Origin of the sequence: Anaeromyxobacter oryzae (assembly GCF_023169945.1) — a bacterium.
Lineage (GTDB): Bacteria > Myxococcota > Myxococcia > Myxococcales > Anaeromyxobacteraceae > Anaeromyxobacter > Anaeromyxobacter oryzae.
This window is the reverse complement of the sequence record NZ_AP025591.1, coordinates 5,208,079-5,224,700: the sequence shown is the minus strand read 5'-3', so window position 1 is coordinate 5,224,700 and position 16,622 is coordinate 5,208,079. Positions and strand designations below refer to the sequence as shown.

21 protein-coding genes are annotated in these 16,622 nt (G+C 76.5%); 7 read left to right on the top strand and 14 right to left on the bottom strand.

From position 1 onward, the window contains the following. The first annotated feature begins 34 nt into the window (after positions 1–34). The 3 genes from AMOR_RS22675 to AMOR_RS22665 all read left to right on the top strand — a co-directional run bounded on the left by AMOR_RS22675 (position 35) and on the right by AMOR_RS22665 (position 1,564). Positions 35–442, top strand: coding sequence for a nuclear transport factor 2 family protein (locus tag AMOR_RS22675; RefSeq protein ID WP_248354421.1), 408 nt, complete (start codon positions 35–37; stop codon positions 440–442). A gap of 173 nt (positions 443–615) precedes the next feature. Next, positions 616–1,323: a PAQR family membrane homeostasis protein TrhA gene (gene trhA, locus AMOR_RS22670; RefSeq protein WP_248354419.1), complete on the top strand. Its 708-nt coding sequence runs from the start codon at positions 616–618 to the stop codon at positions 1,321–1,323. Between the two features lie 43 nt (positions 1,324–1,366). Next, positions 1,367–1,564, top strand: coding sequence for a hypothetical protein (locus AMOR_RS22665; RefSeq protein ID WP_248354417.1), 198 nt, complete (start codon positions 1,367–1,369; stop codon positions 1,562–1,564). Positions 1,565–1,596: 32 nt separating this feature from the next. Here the strand turns inward: AMOR_RS22665 and AMOR_RS22660 are convergent, their stop codons facing one another. After that, positions 1,597–2,121 (bottom strand): hypothetical protein, encoded by a 525-nt coding sequence (locus AMOR_RS22660; protein ID WP_248354415.1) that lies wholly within the window; start codon positions 2,119–2,121, stop codon positions 1,597–1,599. 293 nt (positions 2,122–2,414) lie between these two features. Here AMOR_RS22660 and AMOR_RS22655 point away from each other — a divergent pair, with 293 nt between their 5' ends. Beyond that, on the top strand, positions 2,415–3,431 hold the full coding sequence (locus AMOR_RS22655; RefSeq protein ID WP_248354413.1) for a hypothetical protein: 1,017 nt from the start codon (positions 2,415–2,417) through the stop codon (positions 3,429–3,431). On the opposite strand, the gene AMOR_RS22650 is transcribed toward AMOR_RS22655, so the two are convergent. The 5 genes from AMOR_RS22650 to AMOR_RS22630 all read right to left on the bottom strand — a co-directional run bounded on the left by AMOR_RS22650 (position 3,432) and on the right by AMOR_RS22630 (position 7,078). Beyond that, the gene (locus AMOR_RS22650) at positions 3,432–3,779 is read right to left on the bottom strand and encodes a hypothetical protein (protein ID WP_248354411.1); all 348 of its coding nucleotides are present in this window, start codon (positions 3,777–3,779) and stop codon (positions 3,432–3,434) included. A 261-nt stretch (positions 3,780–4,040) separates the two neighbouring features. Then, positions 4,041–4,193, bottom strand: a complete 153-nt coding sequence (locus AMOR_RS22645; protein WP_248354409.1) for a hypothetical protein — start codon at positions 4,191–4,193, stop codon at positions 4,041–4,043. A 149-nt stretch (positions 4,194–4,342) separates the two neighbouring features. Next, complete coding sequence (locus AMOR_RS22640; protein ID WP_248354407.1) at positions 4,343–4,510, bottom strand: hypothetical protein; 168 nt, start codon at positions 4,508–4,510, stop codon at positions 4,343–4,345. Between the two features lie 140 nt (positions 4,511–4,650). Then, the gene (locus AMOR_RS22635; RefSeq protein ID WP_248354405.1) at positions 4,651–6,300 is read right to left on the bottom strand and encodes an acyl--CoA ligase family protein; all 1,650 of its coding nucleotides are present in this window, start codon (positions 6,298–6,300) and stop codon (positions 4,651–4,653) included. A gap of 94 nt (positions 6,301–6,394) precedes the next feature. After that, positions 6,395–7,078, bottom strand: coding sequence for a YkgJ family cysteine cluster protein (locus AMOR_RS22630; RefSeq protein ID WP_248354403.1), 684 nt, complete (start codon positions 7,076–7,078; stop codon positions 6,395–6,397). A 121-nt stretch (positions 7,079–7,199) separates the two neighbouring features. Between AMOR_RS22630 and AMOR_RS22625 the strand changes: the two genes are divergently transcribed. Further along, a complete protein-coding gene (locus tag AMOR_RS22625; RefSeq protein ID WP_248354401.1) occupies positions 7,200–8,417 on the top strand; it encodes an MDR family MFS transporter in 1,218 nt (405 codons plus the stop codon). Further along, entirely contained in the window at positions 8,414–9,142 is a 729-nt protein-coding gene (locus AMOR_RS22620; RefSeq protein ID WP_248354400.1) for a DUF429 domain-containing protein, read from the top strand. The genes AMOR_RS22625 and AMOR_RS22620 overlap by 4 nt, the downstream gene beginning before the upstream one ends. Here AMOR_RS22620 and AMOR_RS22615 read toward each other — a convergent pair. Both AMOR_RS22615 and otnI read right to left on the bottom strand, forming a co-directional pair. Beyond that, on the bottom strand, positions 9,136–10,044 hold the full coding sequence (locus tag AMOR_RS22615) for a 2-hydroxy-3-oxopropionate reductase (protein WP_248354399.1): 909 nt from the start codon (positions 10,042–10,044) through the stop codon (positions 9,136–9,138). The two genes, AMOR_RS22620 and AMOR_RS22615, sit on opposite strands and share 7 nt — an antisense overlap. Beyond that, positions 10,044–10,850, bottom strand: a complete 807-nt coding sequence (gene otnI, locus AMOR_RS22610) for a 2-oxo-tetronate isomerase (RefSeq protein ID WP_248354397.1) — start codon at positions 10,848–10,850, stop codon at positions 10,044–10,046. The genes AMOR_RS22615 and otnI overlap by 1 nt, the downstream gene beginning before the upstream one ends. 157 nt (positions 10,851–11,007) lie before the next feature. Here otnI and AMOR_RS22605 point away from each other — a divergent pair, with 157 nt between their 5' ends. Continuing rightward, on the top strand, positions 11,008–11,832 hold the full coding sequence (locus AMOR_RS22605) for an isocitrate lyase/PEP mutase family protein (RefSeq protein ID WP_248354395.1): 825 nt from the start codon (positions 11,008–11,010) through the stop codon (positions 11,830–11,832). On the opposite strand, the gene AMOR_RS22600 is transcribed toward AMOR_RS22605, so the two are convergent. The 6 genes from AMOR_RS22600 to mdcC all read right to left on the bottom strand — a co-directional run bounded on the left by AMOR_RS22600 (position 11,822) and on the right by mdcC (position 16,616). Beyond that, positions 11,822–12,124: a hypothetical protein gene (locus AMOR_RS22600; protein ID WP_248354393.1), complete on the bottom strand. Its 303-nt coding sequence runs from the start codon at positions 12,122–12,124 to the stop codon at positions 11,822–11,824. The two genes, AMOR_RS22605 and AMOR_RS22600, sit on opposite strands and share 11 nt — an antisense overlap. Positions 12,125–12,187: 63 nt before the next feature. Beyond that, positions 12,188–13,111 (bottom strand): ACP S-malonyltransferase, encoded by a 924-nt coding sequence (locus AMOR_RS22595; protein WP_248354391.1) that lies wholly within the window; start codon positions 13,109–13,111, stop codon positions 12,188–12,190. After that, on the bottom strand, positions 13,108–13,980 hold the full coding sequence (mdcB, locus tag AMOR_RS22590; RefSeq protein ID WP_248354390.1) for a triphosphoribosyl-dephospho-CoA synthase MdcB: 873 nt from the start codon (positions 13,978–13,980) through the stop codon (positions 13,108–13,110). The genes AMOR_RS22595 and mdcB overlap by 4 nt, the downstream gene beginning before the upstream one ends. After that, the gene (gene mdcG, locus AMOR_RS22585) at positions 13,977–14,588 is read right to left on the bottom strand and encodes a malonate decarboxylase holo-[acyl-carrier-protein] synthase (protein ID WP_248354388.1); all 612 of its coding nucleotides are present in this window, start codon (positions 14,586–14,588) and stop codon (positions 13,977–13,979) included. Before mdcG ends, mdcB begins: the two co-directional genes overlap by 4 nt. A 55-nt stretch (positions 14,589–14,643) precedes the next feature. Further along, a complete protein-coding gene (locus tag AMOR_RS22580) occupies positions 14,644–16,302 on the bottom strand; it encodes a biotin-independent malonate decarboxylase subunit beta (RefSeq protein ID WP_248354386.1) in 1,659 nt (552 codons plus the stop codon). Beyond that, on the bottom strand, positions 16,299–16,616 hold the full coding sequence (mdcC, locus tag AMOR_RS22575) for a malonate decarboxylase acyl carrier protein (protein WP_248354384.1): 318 nt from the start codon (positions 16,614–16,616) through the stop codon (positions 16,299–16,301). Before mdcC ends, AMOR_RS22580 begins: the two co-directional genes overlap by 4 nt. Between the last annotated feature and the right edge of the window lie 6 nt (positions 16,617–16,622).

Here is a 16,622-nt window from a genome sequence, read left to right as displayed (position 1 = left end):
TGCCCGGGGAGGAGCCGCCGCCTATGGCTCGTCCGTGAGCGCGAGCGAGCTCGACGTCCTCGAAGCGAACGCGGCGTTCTACCGGGCGTTCGCGAGCGGCGACGCGGACGCGATGGGGTCCGTGTGGTCCGAGCAGCACCCCGTCGCGTGCATCCACCCGGGCTGGGACGTCCTCGACGGCCGCGATCGCGTCCTCGAGAGCTGGCGGGGGATCCTCGAGTCCGACAACGCGCCGGAGGTCTCGTGCTCGGTCGCCGAGGCGCACGTGCTGGGCGACGTGGCGTTCGTGACCTGCCACGAGGTCATCGAGGAGGGCGGCCGGCTCGCGGCGACGAACGTCTTCGTCCGCGAGGACGGCACCTGGCGGATGGTGCACCACCAGGCCACGCCGATCGCGCCGGGGCAGGCGCGATCGCTCCCGCGGCGGGGCCCGGCGAACTGACGCGCGCCCGCCCTGCGGGACGGCCGACGTGCCGCGGCTGCCGGACCCGCCGGTCCCGACCGATCGGCCCCATCGAGGCTGGACCTTCTCCCGCTCGGAGCGCCTCCGTGCTCCCGTGACAAACCCGTGGCGCAAGGCAACCATCGTCGGTGTTCCAGCCGATGCGAGGAGCCATGCCGCCGAGCGCCGCCACCCCCGAGATGCCGACCCCCGGCGCCGCCGCGATGTCCGCCGTGCAGCTCGCCGCCCCCGCGAAGCCGAAGCTCCGCGGCGTCTCGCATCAGATCGCCGCGTTCGCCGCGCTGCCCGCCGCGGTCGCGCTGGTGCTCCGCGCGAGGACCGGTACCGCGGCGCTCGGCGCCCTCGTCTACGGCGCGAGCCTCGTCCTGCTGTTCTCGGTCAGCGCGACCTACCACAGGATGCACTGGCCGATCGCCGCGCGGCGCATCATCGCGCGCGTGGACCACTCCGCGATCTTCGTCCTCATCGCCGGGACCTACACGCCGTTCTGCCTGCTGCTCGGCCCGGGGACCGGCCACCGGCTCCTCGCGATCGTCTGGGCCGGGGCGGCGGTGGGCATCGCGATCGTGATCTGGCTCACCGGAACGCCCAAGCCGGTCCGGGCCGCGATCTACGTCCTCCTCGGCTGGTTCATCGTCCCCGTCGCGGGGGCGCTCCGCGCGGCGATGGGCGATCACGCGCTCATGCTGCTGTTCGGCGGCGGCTTCTTCTACACCGTCGGGGCGGTGATCTACGCGCTCCGCCGCCCCGACCCGTTCCCGCGAGTCTTCGGGTTCCACGAGATCTTCCACCTGCTCGTCGTCGCCGCGGCAGCGTGCCACTTCGTCGTCGTGGACGCGGCGCTGCGCGCAATCCGGTGACGCGGGATCACCGGCGGCGCGCGTCTTCGGCTATCGTCGGGGCGTGCCGACCCCCGATCCCTCCGAGAGCGGAGTCCGCCGCGCCGCCGCGCAGGCCGGCGTCGTCGCGAGCGCGCTCGCCGTCTTCACCTGCGGGTGGCTCGCGATGCGCGCGCAGGAGTGGCCACGGATCCTCCTGTACTCGGTGCTCGCGGTCGGCGCCGCCGCCCTGGCGTCGTGGTTCCGGCGCGCGGCGCGCTGATCCGGGACCCTTCGCCCCGGGCCGCGCGGCGGCTACGGGCGGCCGAGCGGGTGCCGCCAGACGCTCACGAAGATGACGCAGGGCACCTCGCCCTCCGCGTCGTAGCCGGTCCTGCCCGCGAGCGCGTCGGCGAGGGCGTCCATCTCCATCCAGCGAGGGTCCTGGTGGAGCGGGTCGCCGATGACCGCGTGCCCGATCTCGTGCACGAGGACCGTCTGCTCGACGCACGAGAACGTCCCCGCTCCCACGTCGTTCGTCGAGACGCGGATGTTCCCGTCGTAGCAGCCGATCGCGGAGGCGTTGCCCTCGCACGCGACGTGGGTCCCGCCGTCGAGCGTGATGGTCCGCCCCGCGACGTCGGTCCAGCTGCCCTGCCAGTAGTCGAGCGCGGCCTGCACGGTGCTCTCGAGCCGCGTCTCGAGGTCCCCCCGCTGCGCGAACGGTGCCGTCGTCTCGACGTAGACGGCGACCCCGTGCACGTGCAGGTCCGGTGCGCGACCGCACGAGGCGAGGAGCACCGCCGTCACGAACCAGCGCACGCCGTTCACCGGAGACACGCGCCCACCCCCCGGCCGTCCCGTGTGCCGAACGGTAGGACATGGAGCGCTCCCCCGGTAGACGCCCGGGACGCGACACCGGATCAGGTGACGCCCCCGCGCCGCACTCGCGGCTCGGGTCCCTCCTGCGAGGCTGTGGGTTGGGGTCGCCTGTCGTCTCCCGACCTTCCGCGGGTTTCCGCGGAATCGGGATGATGCGAGGGTGCCATGCGTTTCACTGACACCCGTTCATGTGACGCGCGCCGGGCCGCCGGTGCGGTCCGCTACACACGAAAGGCGCTGCCGAAATGCACATGCTCCGACGCGTCGTCGCTGGCCCCGCTCTCCTCGCCCTTCTCGGCGCCCTGTCCGCATGCGACGGCACCGCGAGCCATGCTCCCTCCAGCGCCGCCCAGGACGTCTCCGTCCAGGTCGCCCCCGGCGACGTGCAGGTCGCCCCGGCCGGGACCGTGGCGTTCACGGCGACCGTCACGGGCACCATCGACACGAGCGTGGTCTGGGACGTCGTGGAGACGGGCGGAGGCGCCGTCGATGGCGCCGGCCTCTACACCGCACCGGGGGCCGCCGGAACCTTCCATGTCCGCGCGACGAGCAAGGCGGACGCGCAGAAGCAGGCGACGGCGACCGTGACGGTCACGCCGTCCGCGCCCCCGCCGGTCGTCGCGATCGCCGTGACGCCCCGGACGGCGACGGTCGCCGCGTCCGGCTCCCTCGCGTTCACCGCCGCGGTGAGCGGCACCTCGAACACCGCGGTCGCCTGGTCGCTCCAGGAGGCGAGCGGGTGCGGGACCATCTCGCCCACCGGCCAGTACACGGCGCCGGCCGCGGCCGCGACCTGCCACGTCGTCGCGACCAGCGCGGCCGACACGACCAAGCGCGACGTCGCGACCGTCACCGTGACGGCCCCGGCGCCCGCCGTCGCGGTGAGCGTCTCCCCGGCGTCGGGCAGCACGAACGCGTGCCAGACGCTCCGGTTCACGGCCGCGGTCGCCAACGCGACGGACACCTCCGTCACGTGGTCGGTCCAGGAGGGCACGACCGGCGGCGCGGTCGCCGCGGACGGGACGTACACGGCGCCTTCGGCCGGCGGCACTTACCACGTCGTCGCGACGAGCCACGCGGACCCGACCAAGCGGGCCATCGCCACGGTCGTCGTGACGGAGAAGGTGCTCTCGGTCGCGGTCACGCCCGCGGACACGACGGTGACGGCGGGCGCGTCGGCCCAGTTCACCGCGACGGTGACCACCACCTGCGGCGCGTTCAGCTCCATCAAGACGATCGCCGCGGCCGGGACCGTCTCGCCGAACTAGCTACGCGCGCTTGCCGCGGTTGCCCGTGCCCCGCTTCGCCTTCGGGCTCCCCTTCCGCGGCGCGCTCTTCTTCTTCCCGGCGTTCCCGGCGCGGCCGCGGGCGGCAGCCCCGCGCGCCGCGGTCCGGGCGCCGGCGGCGCGCGTCGAGCGCTTCCCCTTCGCCTTCGCGCCGGTGCGCGCCTTCTGACGACCGCGCGGGCCGGCGGGCGCCGCGCGCCGGACGCGCCTCGCCGCCTTGGCGCGCCGCGGCGGGGCCTGCTGCTCCGGCGTGGGCGCGGCGTCAGAGCCCGCCGGCGGCGGGCTCTCGATCGGCGCGTCGCGCGGGCCGGTGGGTGGGGTCTCGATCATTCGGAGCTCCTCGAGGACGTTGCGACGACGCGTCGAAGATGCGCATCGCGCGGAGGCGACGCGAGGCGTCGGCTCCGGCGCTGCTCCGAGGTGTACCGGCCGTCGACCGGAGAGTTCGAGGCGAGCGCGAGCCGGCTTCCGTCGGGGCGGATGGGGCTCGCGCTGGTGCGCTTCGCGGACGGGCGCGTGCTGGTGCACGGCGGCCGTCCGGCCGGCGGATTTCCGGACGGTGCTGCGGGCTTGTACGGGTAGGGGAGCGGATCAGCGGGTGCGGCGGTCCATCAGGTTCAGCACGAGAGCCATGCGACCACCCGACACGTGCAGCTTCGCGAGGCGCCGGCGGGCGAGCATCTTGGAGCCGGCGACGTAGGCAACCACCGCGAGGACGAGGACGGGGAACAGCGCGGACTGCATTGCGAGACACTCCTGAGCGACGGACGGCGGGTGAGTTGGGAAAAGCGCGCTCGCGCGCGCGAGGGGACTGCGCGGACCCTAGACCCCTCGCAACGAGCGGTCAAGGTGGCCCCCCGGCGGCCCGGCGAGCAAGCAAGCAGGCACGCGACTCAAGCACGCGGATCGCTATGGGAACGTGCGCCGACGGGCTCGCGCACGCGCCGCGCCTCCCACGAGACGACGTACTCGCAGCAGGCGCGGCGGCTCTCCGGGAGCGACGACACGTACTCGAGCGCGCCGCGCGAACCGCCGAGATCCGCGAGGTCGAAGGTGCTCACCGGTAGACGAGCGAGATCGTCCGGGCGCTCCGGAGAGTCGCGTCGAGCTACCCCGGAAGCGGTATCCCACCGTCGGGACGGCGGGGCGCGCAGGCTCACCAGGGGAGGCGCGAACTTCGTTCGCGGGAGGTCGAGCGCGCTCAGTGGATCCGCTTCGCCTGCCCCGCCCACTCCTTCTCGCGCAGCTTGAACTTCTGCGTCTTCCCGGTGGAGGTCTTCGGCAGCGGGCCGAACTCCACCTTCTTCGGGCACTTGAAGTGCGCCAGGTGCTCGCGGCAGTAGCCGACGATCTCGGCCTCGCTGGCGCTGCGGCCGGGCCGGAGCGTGACGAAGGCCTTCGGCACCTCGCCCCACTTCTCGTCGGGCACGCCGATCACCGCGGCCTCGAGCACGGCGGGGTGGAAGAAGAGGACCTTCTCGACCTCGACGGTGGAGATGTTCTCGCCGCCGCTGATGATGACGTCCTTCTTCCGGTCGCGGAGCTCGACGTAGCCGTCGGGGTGCATGACGCCGAGGTCGCCGGAGTGGAACCAGCCGCCGGCGAAGGCGGCGGCGGTCGCGTCCGGATCGCGGAAGTAGCCCTTCATGACGTTGTTCCCGCGCATCACGATCTCGCCCATGGTCTCGCCGTCGGCGGGCACGTCGTTCAGCTGCGCGTCGACCACGCGAAGCTCCGGGGCATGCACGTACCCGACGCCCTGCCGCGCCTTGAGCGCCGCCCGCGCGGAGATCGCCTTGCCGTCCCACTCCGCCTTCCACTTGCAGACGGTGTGCGGCCCGTACGTCTCCGTGAGGCCGTAGACGTGGGTGATGACGGCGCCGAGCCCCTCCATCCGCTCGATGACCGCCGGGGGCGGCGGCGCGCCGGCGGTGACGGTGCGGAGCGGCTGCGGGAAGCGGTAGCCGGGCGACGGCAGCTCGGACTGCAGCATCACGAGGACCGTCGGCGCCCCGCAGAGGTGGCTCACCTGCTCCTGCTCGACGAGCTCGAAGACGCGCGCAGGCTCGACCTTCGGCACGACCACGTGCCGCGCTCCGGCCGCCGTCACGGCCCAGGTGAAGCACCAGCCGTTGCAGTGGAACATCGGCAGGGTCCAGAGGTAGACGCTCTCGGCCTGGAGCCCCGTCTCGACGATCTCGCCGAGCGCGTTCAGGTACGCGCCGCGGTGCGTGTACATGACGCCCTTCGGCTGCCCGGTCGTGCCGCTCGTGTAGTTGATGGTGATGGTCTGGTCCTCGTCGTCGACGTCGGGCGCGAAGGGCTCGGGCGAGCCGGTCTCGAGGAAGCCCTCGTAGCCGATCTCCCCCCACGCCGGATCCCGGCTCCGGCCCTCGCCGGTCCAGACCACCAGCGAGAGGTCGAGATCCCGCCGGAGCGACGCGACCGTGTCGGCCAGCGACGCGTCCGCGACGAGCACGCGTGCGCCGCTGTGCCGGACGATGGCCGCCACCTCGCTCGGCGAGAGCCGGACGTTGATCGCGACGAGGACGGCGCCGATCTGCGGGACGCCGAAGTGCGCCTCGAGCACCTCCGCCGCGTTGGGCGAGAGCACGGCGACGCGGTCGCCCTTGCGGACGCCGGCGCGCCGCAGCGCGCTCGCGAGGCGGTACACCCGCTCGCCGACCTCCCGGTACGTGAAGCGGCGGTCGCCGTCGACGATGCCGATCTTCTCGGGGAACACGTGCAGCGTGCGCTCGAGGAACGACAGGGGCGTGAGGAGGGATCGATGGACGGGGAGGCCGGCCCAGCCGTCGCGGGACCAGATCTTCTGGAAGAGCGTGCGATCCATGCCGGCAGCCTAGCAGCGCGGCCGCCGCGCGCGGGAGCGACCCCGCGTGGGTTTCTCGCGGCCACCGACGCGGCGCGTCGCGAGGCGCCCCGCTTCACTCGACGGGCAGCCGCGCTCCCCCGGCGAACGCCGACGCGCGCGCGGGGTCGGCGAGGAACAGGCCCGCCATCGCCGAGACGTCCCGGGTGCGGGCGTCCAGGCCGTACGCGGCCAGCGCCTCGCCGAGCGCGCCGAGCGCGACGTCGTGCACGGCGCGCTGCAGGAGGCTCATCCGGACGAACCCCGGCCCGTCGTCGTCGGCGCGCTCGGCCAGCGCGCGGCGGCAGTCGGCGGCGTCGAGCGACGACACCCCCCGGCACGCGAGCGGCCGCACCGGATGGATCGCGCACGCGCCCCGCTCGTCCAGGAACGGGCAGGCGAGCCGCGCCCGGATCCGGTCCGCGTCGTCGAGCCAGCGGACGCGGGCGTGGAACTCGAGCAGCGTCGTGCCCCGGCGCCGCGCCTCGTCGGCGCCCAGGCGGCGGCGCAGGAACGCCGCGATCGCCGCGCCCTCCACCGCGAGCGTCGCGACGTTCACCGTGCAGCAGGTTGCGCACCCCGGGCGGCACGCCGGCTCGGGCTCGTCCGCGGAACGCGCGCGGAGCTCGATCGCGACGCGCCGCTCGACCGCCGCCATGAGCTCGGCCAGCGCGACCTCGCCGCGGGGCGTCTCCCGCAGGATCCGCTCCGTCATGCGGCGCACGTCTCGCCCGCACTCCGCCACGCGCTCGGTGTCCATGGGTCCCCCACCCCGGACGCCGATGATGCCACCTCGTGCGCGCGTCAGGAGGCGCACGGCGCCGCGGGAGCCCCGCCGGGCCGCTCCCCCGGGGGACCCCTTTCGTGCGAGAACGCCGGCCGTGCGCCGGCTGATCACGTCGCAGGTCGCAGGGTTCCCCGCCACGTTCTGGTGGCTGTGGGCGGGGGCGCTCCTGTCGGCGCTCGCGTCCTTCGTGTTCGTGTTCCTCGCGGTCTACCTCACCGCGCGCGGGTTCGACGCCCGCACCACCGGGCTCCTCGTGTCGGCGATGGGGGTCGGGACGCTCGCGGCGGGGCCTATCGGCGGTGCGCTCGCCGACCGGATCGGGCGTAAGCCGACCCTCCTCGCCGCGCTGCTCGCGACGGCGGCCTCGGCCGCGTTCCTCGGCGCCGTCCGCGCGCCCGCCGCGATCGCGGCGGGGGTCCTCGGGTTCGGGCTCTCGACCGCGACCATCTTCCCCGCCGTCCGCGCGATGGTCGCGGACCTCGTGGCGCCCGCGGACCGGACCCGCGCCTTCGCGCTCCTCTACTGGGCGAACAACCTCGGCGCCGGCCTGTCCGCGGCGGTCGGGGGCGCGGTCGGCGAGCGGAGCTGGCTCGGCCTGTTCCTCGCGGACGCCACGACGACGCTCGTGTTCGCCGCCGTCGTGTGGCGCCGCGTGCCGGAGACGCGGCCGGCGCCCGCCGCGCCGGGCGCCGGCAGCGCCACCGCGCCCGCGCGCGGGTACGGCGCGGTCCTGCGAGACCGACCGTTCGTGGCGTTCGCGCTCGTCTTCGTCGCCTTCATCACCGTCTTCTGGCAGTTCGCGGCCGCGGCGCCCATCGCGATGACGCGCGCCGGGCTCCGGCCCGCCGAGATCGGGCGCGTGCTCGCGGTGAACGGGTTCCTCATCGTCGTCCTGACGCCGCTCGTCTCGCGCGCGGTGGCCCGGCTCGATCCGGCGCACGTCCTCGCGGTGGGCGCGCTCGCGGTCGGCGCCGGCTACGGCGCGTACGCGCTGTGCGACGGCCCGGCGGGCTTCGCGGCCGCGACCGCGGTCTGGACGCTCGGCGAGATCGCGTCGCTGCCGGTCGCCGCGGCCCTGGTCGCGTCGCTGTCGCCTCCGGACCTGCGGGGCCGCTACCAGGGGATCTACGCGCTCTCGTTCGGCGCCGGGCAGACGCTCGCGCCGATCGTGGGCGGGTCCGTGCTGGAGGCGGCCGGCCCCGCCGTGCTCTGGCCCTCCTGCCTCGGCGCGATGGTCGTCGTGGCCGGCGCGCACCTCGCCCTGGGCGCCGGCCGGCGCTCCGCGGCGTCGCGGACGAGCGAGGCGCCGTGATCGCTCGCGCCGCCACGACGGCGCCGTGCGGCGGCGCCGACGGCTGCCGCGCCGGCTGGATCATCGCGACCGCACGCGGCCTCGACGACGCGCCCACGTTCCGCCTCTTCGGCGACTTCGACACGCTCGCCCGCGCCGCCCTCGCCGACGGCGGCCTCCTGGGCGTCGACATGCCCATCGGGCTCGCCGACGGACCCCGCCGCTGCGACCGCGAGGCCCGCGCGCTGCTCGGTCCGGGGCGCGCCTCGAGCGTCTTCACCCCGCCCGCGCGCGCCGCGCTCGCGGGCCGGACCGCGGCGGAGATCCGGGCCCGGAACGTGGCCGCCACCGGCCGGAGCCTCTCCGAGCAGGCCCTCAACATCCTCCCGCGGATCCGGGAGGTGGACGCGGTGATGACGCCGGCGCTGCAGGTGCGCGTCCGCGAGGTCCACCCGGAAGTCGTGTTCGCGTCGCGGTCGCCGGGCGGCCGCGGGCTCGCCGCGCCGAAGCGGACCGCCGCGGGCCGGACCGCACGCCTCGCGCTCCTCCCGCCGGCGTTCGCCCGGGCTGCGCCGTCGGGCCGGGGCCGGCCCTTCCCCGCGAGGGACGTCGCGCTCGACGACTACGTCGACGCGCTCGCCGTGCTCGTGACCGCGATCCGGATGGCGCGCGGCGAGGCCGGGCGGCTCCCCGCGGCCGGCGAGGAGCGCGACGCGCGCGGGCTGGTGATGGAGATCGTCTACTGACCGGTCGGGACGACCTTCCCGCCGCCGAGCTCGTGGTCCCCGAGCAGCTCGAGCGCCTTCACGAGCGCCGAGTGATCCCACCGCGCCCCGCCGTTCGCGCGGCACGCGTTGAAGAGCTGCTGCACCAGCGCCGTCCCGGGCAGTGCCAGGCCCATCCGCCGCGCGCTCGAGAGCGCCAGCTCGAGGTCCTTCTGGTGCAGCTCGATCCGCGCGCCCGGCTCGAAGCGCCGCGCGATCATGCGCTCCCCGTGGACCTCGAGGATCCGGGAGGACGCGAACCCGCCGAGGAGTGCCTGGCGGACCTTCGCCGGGTCGGCGCCCGACTTCGAGGCGAACAGCAGCGCCTCCGCGACCGCGGCGATACCGAGCCCCACCGCGATCTGGTTCGCGACCTTGCAGGTCTGGCCGGCGCCGTTCGCCCCTACGTGGGTGACGTTCTTGCCGAGCAGGTCGAGGAGCGGCTTCACGCGGGCGAAGCCCTCGTCCGTCGCGCCGACCATGATCGTGAGCGTCGCGCTCCGCGCGCCCACGTCGCCACCCGAGACCGGCGCGTCCACGTAGAGGCACCCGCGCTCCGCGAGGCGCGCGGCGAAGTCGCGCGTCGCGTCCGGGGAGATGGAGCTCATGTCCACGAGGAGCTTCCCGGCGGCGAGCCCCTCCGCGATGCCGTCGGCCCCGAACAGCGCCTTCTCCACGTCCGGCGTGTCGGGGAGCATCGTGAACACGACCTCGGCGTGCGACGCGACCTCGCGGCCGCTCCGGCACGCGCGACCGCCGGAATGGGTCAGGTCGTCCGGGACGCCGCTCCGGCTGTGGAGCCACAGCGTGTGACCACCCTTCAGGAGGTTCGCGGCCATCGGCCGCCCCATCACCCCGAGTCCGACGAAGCCGATCTCGCTCATCACGCCTCCCCGCGCCCGCCGGGGGCGCGCTCCATCCACGGCCGCATCCACCCGAGGCCGGCCTCCGTCGTCGTCGCCGGCCGGTACTCGCACCCCACCCAGCCCCGGTAACCGAGCGCGTCGAGCCGGCGGAGGAACCCGGCGAGATCGATCTCCCCCGTGCCGGGCTCGTGCCGCCCGGGCGCGTCGGCGATCTGCACGTGACCGACCTGGCCGAGGTTCCGCTCGAGCGTCTCCAGCGGCGGCTCACCCATGACGTGCAGGTGATACGCGTCGAGCTGGAACCGGAGGTTCGGCGAGCCGATCGCGCCGATCACCTCGAGCGCCTGGCGCGCCGTGGTGACGTGATAGCCGGGCATGTCGCGATCGTTGATGGCCTCGACGAGCAGCTCGAGCTCCTCGCGCGCGAGCGCGTCCGCGGCGAGGCGGAGGCTCGCGCGGTACGTCGCCTCGATCTCGTGCAGGTGGACGCCCGCCGGCCGGATCCCTGCCATGCAGTGGACGCGCGGACAGCGCAGCGCCCGCGCGTACGCGATCGCCAGCGGGATGGAGTCGCGGAGCTCCGCCGCACGGCGTGGATCGCAGGCGAGCCCCCGGTCGCCGTGCTCCCAGTCGCCGGGCGGCAGGTTGAAGACGCTCACCTCGAGGTCGTGCGCACGGAGCCGTGCCGCGATCGCCTCGGCCGGGTGCGCGTAGGGCGAGACGAACTCGACCGCGCGGAAGCCCGCGGCGGCGGCCGCCGCGAAGCGATCGAGGAACGGGACCTCGGTGAAGAGCAGGGTCAGGTTGGCGCTGAAGCGCGGCATGGGCGCAGGCCCCCCGCCGGCATTACCGGCGGGAGGGCGCGCCGGCCACGGCCCGAAGCGGGGTCGAGCTCGGCAGCTCGTCCCTTCGGCGCGGCGCCCCCGCGGGCGCGCCCGCGGCCGGGCGTCCGGCGCGGGCGCACGTTACGAGTGCCGGACGATGCCCGCCCTCCGAGAGAAGGCCGAGATCCTGCGGAAGCTCCACGCCGGACCCCGCATCCTCGTGCTGACGAACGCCTGGGACGCCGCGAGCGCGCGCGTGATCCAGGCCGCCGGCTTCCCCGCCGTCGCGACCTCGAGCGCCGGGATCGCGTACGTGCTCGGCTACCCGGACGGCCAGCGGATCTCGCGCGCCGAGATGCTCGACATGGTGCGGCGGATCGCGGCCAGCGTCGACGTGCCGGTGTCGGCGGACGTGGAGGCCGGCTACGGCACCACCGCGGACGCCGCCGCCGAGACGGCGCGCGGGGTCGTCGCGGCCGGCGCGGCGGGGATGAACCTCGAGGACGTCGACGACCGGGGCGAGCTCCTCCCCGTCGACCGGCAGGTGGAGCGGCTCCGCGCGGTGCGCGCCGCCGCGGACGCGCTCGGAGTACCGCTCGTCGTGAACGCCCGGACGGACACGTTCGGCGTGCCGAGCCTCGCGCCGTCGGACGCGCCCGACGAGGCGGTGCGCCGGGCGAACGCGTACCTCGCGGCGGGCGCGGACTGCGCCTTCGTCCCGTTCGTGCGCGACCGCGACGCGATCGCGCGCCTCGCCCGCGACGTCGCGGGTCCGCTGAACGTGCTCGGCCTCCCCGGCGCGCCGCCGGTCGCGGAGCTCGAGAAGCTCGGGGTCCGGCGCGTCACGGTCGGCTCCGGCGTCGCGCGCGCAGCCTACGGCCTCGCGCGCCGGATCGCGCTGGAGCTCCGTGACGCGGGCACGTACGGCGCGCTGGGCGAGGGCGCGCTCTCGTACGCCGAGATGCAGGCGCTCATGTCGTGACGCCGGACACGGGCGCGCCGGCGCTCGCGGCCGGCGCCGACTTCGCCGTGCCGGCAGGATCCTTCGAGGACGGGCCCGGCGACGTCGCGGCGCCCTTCGCGGGTGCGGCCGTCGCGTCCTTCGGCGCCGCGCTGCGCTCGTGCTCCTCCCAGCGCCGCGCGACCTCCGGCGGCAGATCCTCGAGCTTCGGGTACACGTCCTTCCGCCCGACGACCTGGTGGCAGAGGATGCACTGGTGCAGGCCGCCGTCCACCGGCCGGATCCAGCTGATGTGATGGACGCAGGTCAGCACGCGATCACGGATACTCCCCGGCCGCGTCCGGGGCACGCGCCGGGCGGGGCGTACCGCCTCCACTCACCCTCCGCGCACCGCCCTCTCCACCCACCGTGCCACCCCGGCCGCCGTGCGGAAGTCCTCGACCGACCGCGCTGCCACGCCCGGCAACGCCTCGGCGGCCATGCGCGTGAGTGCGCTCCCAGGCCCGAGCTCCAGGAACACCTCGCACCCCATCTCCCGCGCCACCGCGAGGCACCGCGCCCACTCGATCCGCTTCGCCACCTGCCTCGAGAGCGTCGCGATCGCGTCGCCCCGCGTCCGCACCGGCTCGCCCGAGATCCCCGCCAGCACCGGGATCGCCGGGTCCGCGAGGGGCGAGGCCGCGAGCGCCGCCGCGAACGGCGCCACCGCGCCACCGAGCGCGGCGGTGTGGGCGGCGACCGCGATCGGGAGCCGGTGCACGAACGCGCCCGCCGCCTTCGCCCGCGCCTCCACGACCTCGAGCGCGGCGACGGGACCGCCCGCCACGACGTGATCGGGGCCGTTCACGATGGCGAGCTCCGCGCCGGCCTCCGCCGCGAGCAGCGCCACGGTGCCCACCGGCAGCCCGCGGATGCCGGCGAGGCCCCCCGGCTCTCCGCTCGCGGCGTCCATCGCCGCCGCACGGCGCGCCGCGAGCGCCACGAGGTCCTCGACTCCGAGCGCCCCGGCGCAGCCGTACGCCGCGAGCTCACCGACGCTGTAGCCGGCGGCGAGGCGCGGCGCGGGGAGCAGGTCCCGCAGCGCCGCCCAGGTCGCGGCGGTGGCGGCGCACACGAGCGGCTGCGCCGCCGCGTTGGCGAACGCGCCATCGCCGCGCGCGAGCGCGACGAGGTCGACCTCGCCGAGCGCGGTGCCCGCGCGGCGGACGGCGTCGGCCCCGGCGGGCGACGCGAGCGCCAGGTCCAGCATCGCGGGGTGCTGGCTCCCCTGCCCCGGACAGAGCAGCGCGAGCCCCCTCACCCGGGCGCTCCCATGCGGTCGAGGCGATGGACGAACAGGGACGCGGCGAGCAGGTCCGCGCTGCCGCCCGGCGAGATCCCCCTCCGGACGAACGCCTCGTGGATGGCCCTCGCCCGGACCTCCCACCCGTCGCGGTGGACGCCCCCGTCCCTCAGGAAGACGCGGGCCGCCGCGCGCGCGAAGGCGAGGCCGGTGGGTCCGCCGCGGTGGAGCACGTTGGTGTCGGGGACGGTCGCGACCAGCGCGAGCAGGCACTGGACCGCCGCGGCGCGCCGGCCGGCGCCGCGGGCGAGGCTCGCGCGGAGCGCCGGAACCCCGACCGCCATCACGTGCGGGAAGCCCGCCGCCGCCTCCTCACGGGCGCCGCCGGCGCCGTACCGCCGCGCGACCCCGGCGCCGTGGCTCCCCGGCGCGGGCGGCAGCGCCGTCCAGATCCCCGCCGAGAACGCCTCGCGCACGGTGTCCGCCAGCGCGGGCGCCGTCCACGGCCGACCGGCGGCGGCGAGGCGACCCGCGGCGGCGGCGAGGAGGCCCAGGCCGAAGATCGCGCCGCGGTGCGTGTTCACGCCGCCGGTCGCGACCAGCATCCGCGCCTCCGCGGCGCGGCCGAGCGCCCGCAGCGCCTCGAACGGCGCGCCCTCCACGCCCGCGCACGCCGCGGCGGCGAGGTCGGGCCGGAGCGCCCGGAGGCTCGCGAGGAACGTCCGGGCGTCCATGTCCCGGTGCGCGCCGGGGTCCCGGAGCGTCACGAGTCCCGGCTTCGGCGCGGTCGCGAGCTCCTCCCGGAGCGCGGCGGCCGCCGCCCGCGCGATCACCTCGGCGGCCTTCGCGAGGCGCGGCTCCCGCGTGGCCGGCGCCGCCGCCTTCACGGCTCGCCTCCCGCCCGCGCCGGGCGCGGCCCGAGGACTTCCTCGAGCGGCACGAGCGAGACCCCGTCGTCGCCCTTCAGGAGCACGCGCGCCGGAGCGGCGAGGAGCTCGCGCCAGGCGACGCCGCCGGCGGCGACGACGAGCTCCCCGTCGAGGGGCGGCGGTGCCCGGGACGCCCACCGGCCGAGCAGCGCCAGCGCGCGCGCCACCGCGGCGGCGCCGCGGGCGGGCACGAGCAGGTCCACGTCCGACCCGTCGCGCAGGTACGCGTCGCCGGTGAGGGCCTGCCACGCGAGCGAGCCGTGGACCCGGAGCACGAGCCCGGCGGCGCGGGCCTCGGCGGTGAGCTCCGCGAGGGGCGCGCGCCAGGCGCACGGCGCGGCGCGGATCGCGTCCCGGAGGCCGAGCGGCGCAGCGACGCGGGCGAGCGCCGCCGCCTCCGCGGCGAAGGCGATCCGCGTCCCGCCGCGCGCGGGCGGGAGCGGCACGCCGAGCGCGACCTCCGCCGCGCCGAGGCCGGGCTCGTGCCGCCGGACCACCGCCGGACGCGCGAGGTCGAGCCAGCGCGCGAGCTCCGCCGCGCACGCGGCGTCCGCGGGGAGGCGCACCGAGGCGCGCCAGCCCGGGCCGAGCCACGCCAGGTCGTGGCGGCGGGGACGTCGCTCACGCGCCGTGGCCGCCTCCCGCCACCGCGCGCGCGACCGCGGCGGCCAGGGTGCGGCCGCCGCGCTCCCGGCCACGCTCCGCGCGCAGGTCCGGTCCCGCCGGCCGCGCCAGCGCCCCCTCGAGCGCGGCCGAGAGTGGCGGGGGCCACACCGACTCGACCGCGCCGAGCGACACGAAGCTCTCGAGCCCGGGCGCCAGGACCGGCGTCGTCGCGGAGAGGGCCTCGAGCCGCTCGACGGGGATCTTCGTGACGCGCGCCATCGCGGGGAGGGACATGACGCCGAGGCGGGCGCCGGCGAGGGCGTGGACCTCGTCGGCGACGAAGCCGAGCGCCAGCGCCCCCGCGCTCACCGCCTCGCCCGTGACCAGCGCGACCGTGCGATGGCCGCGGCGCCGCGCCAGCTCGATGGACGACGCCAGGTGGCCGAGGAAGCCGTTCAGGCCGAGCAGCTCGTCGCGCCGGCTCATCCGCTGGCCGCGGGTGTCGACGAGCAGGAGGATCGGCCGCCGCGGCGCCGCCCGGACGACGGCGAGGATCGCCCCCGCGAGCGCGAGCGCATCCTCGGCGCCGACCTCTAGCCCGCCGCAGGTCCCGACCACCGCGACCTCCCCCGCCGCGGCGGTGCCGCCACCGGCGAGGATCCCTCCCTCGCGCGACACCGAGTGCCCGCGCGGGAAGAGGTCGTCCAGGACCGCCCGGACCTCCGGCGGCGGCGCCTCTGCCGGAGCGGCGCGCAGCGGAGCCCGCGCGCCGGCCGGGGCGCGGGCCGCGCCGGCGACGCGCCGGAACGCCTCGGCGCCGAGGAGCGACGCCGCCGCGGGATCGGCGACGCCGAGCGCGCGCCAGATCTCCGGCGAGTCGGACGCCGCGCCGTGCTCCGCGAGGCGCCGCGCGAGCGCGGCGTGCTCGGCGTCGAGCGCCTCGAGCGTGATCGGCCGCGGCCGCGCCGCGAGCTCCAGCGCCGCGGCGCGGAACGCGTCGACGTCGTCCTCCACGAGGAGGTCCGCCTCCCCGAGCAGCACCCGGTGCTTCCCGCCGTACAGGCGCCAGACGAGCGCGCGATCCTCGGCGTCCAGCTCCTCCACGCCGCGCGTCTCCTCGATCACGTCCGGCCCGGAGAGCCCCACCCGCCCCTCCTCGCTGACCGCGATGCGGTCGCAGCAGCGCGCGACGATGCCCATCCCCCCGAAGCAGCCCCACCCCCCGCCGACGAGCGCGACCACCGGGATGCCCTCCGAGCGCGCCGCGAGGACGCCGCGCATCACCTCGGAGACCGCCACGAGGCCGGCGTTCGCCTCCTGCAGCCGCACGCCGCCCGTGTCGAGGAGGAGGAGGACCGCCGCGGGCCGCTCGCGGCGGGCCCGCGCGAGGAGACCGGCGAGCTTGGCGCCGTGAACCTCGCCGACGCCGCCGCCCATGAAGGCCCCCTCCTGCGCCGCGACCAGGACCGCCCGGGCGCCGAGGCGACCCGACCCGACGACGACGCCGTCGTCGAACGCGACGGGCAGGTCGAGCGCGGCGAGGTGCGGGCTCGTGATCCGGTCCGCGGGGCCGAGGAGCTCGACGAAGGTGCCGGGGTCGAGCACGCCCGCGAGCCGCCGCCGCGCGGGCGCCTCCCGGAAGCTCCGCGCGAGGCCGGGGACGCGCGCGGTCATCCGGCCTTCCCGAGCCACTCCTCGACGGCCTGGCCGAGCCGGAGCGTCACGACCGCGGGCGTCGCGCCGGCGTCGTTCACGGACAGCGCCAGGCCCCCCACCGCGTGCAGCGCCGCGAAGTCCTCGAGCACGGCGCGCCAGATCTCGCCGAAGCCCACCGCGGAGGTCGCGACCTCGACGTGGCAGCGGCCCGGGGGCGCGGTGCCCTCGACGAGCACCTCCAGGTTCCCCGACGCGACCACGCCGACGACGACCGGCGCCGCGCGCTGCGCCGGCGCGCCGGGGCTCTCGAGCTCGAACGTCAGCCGCTCCATCCGAAG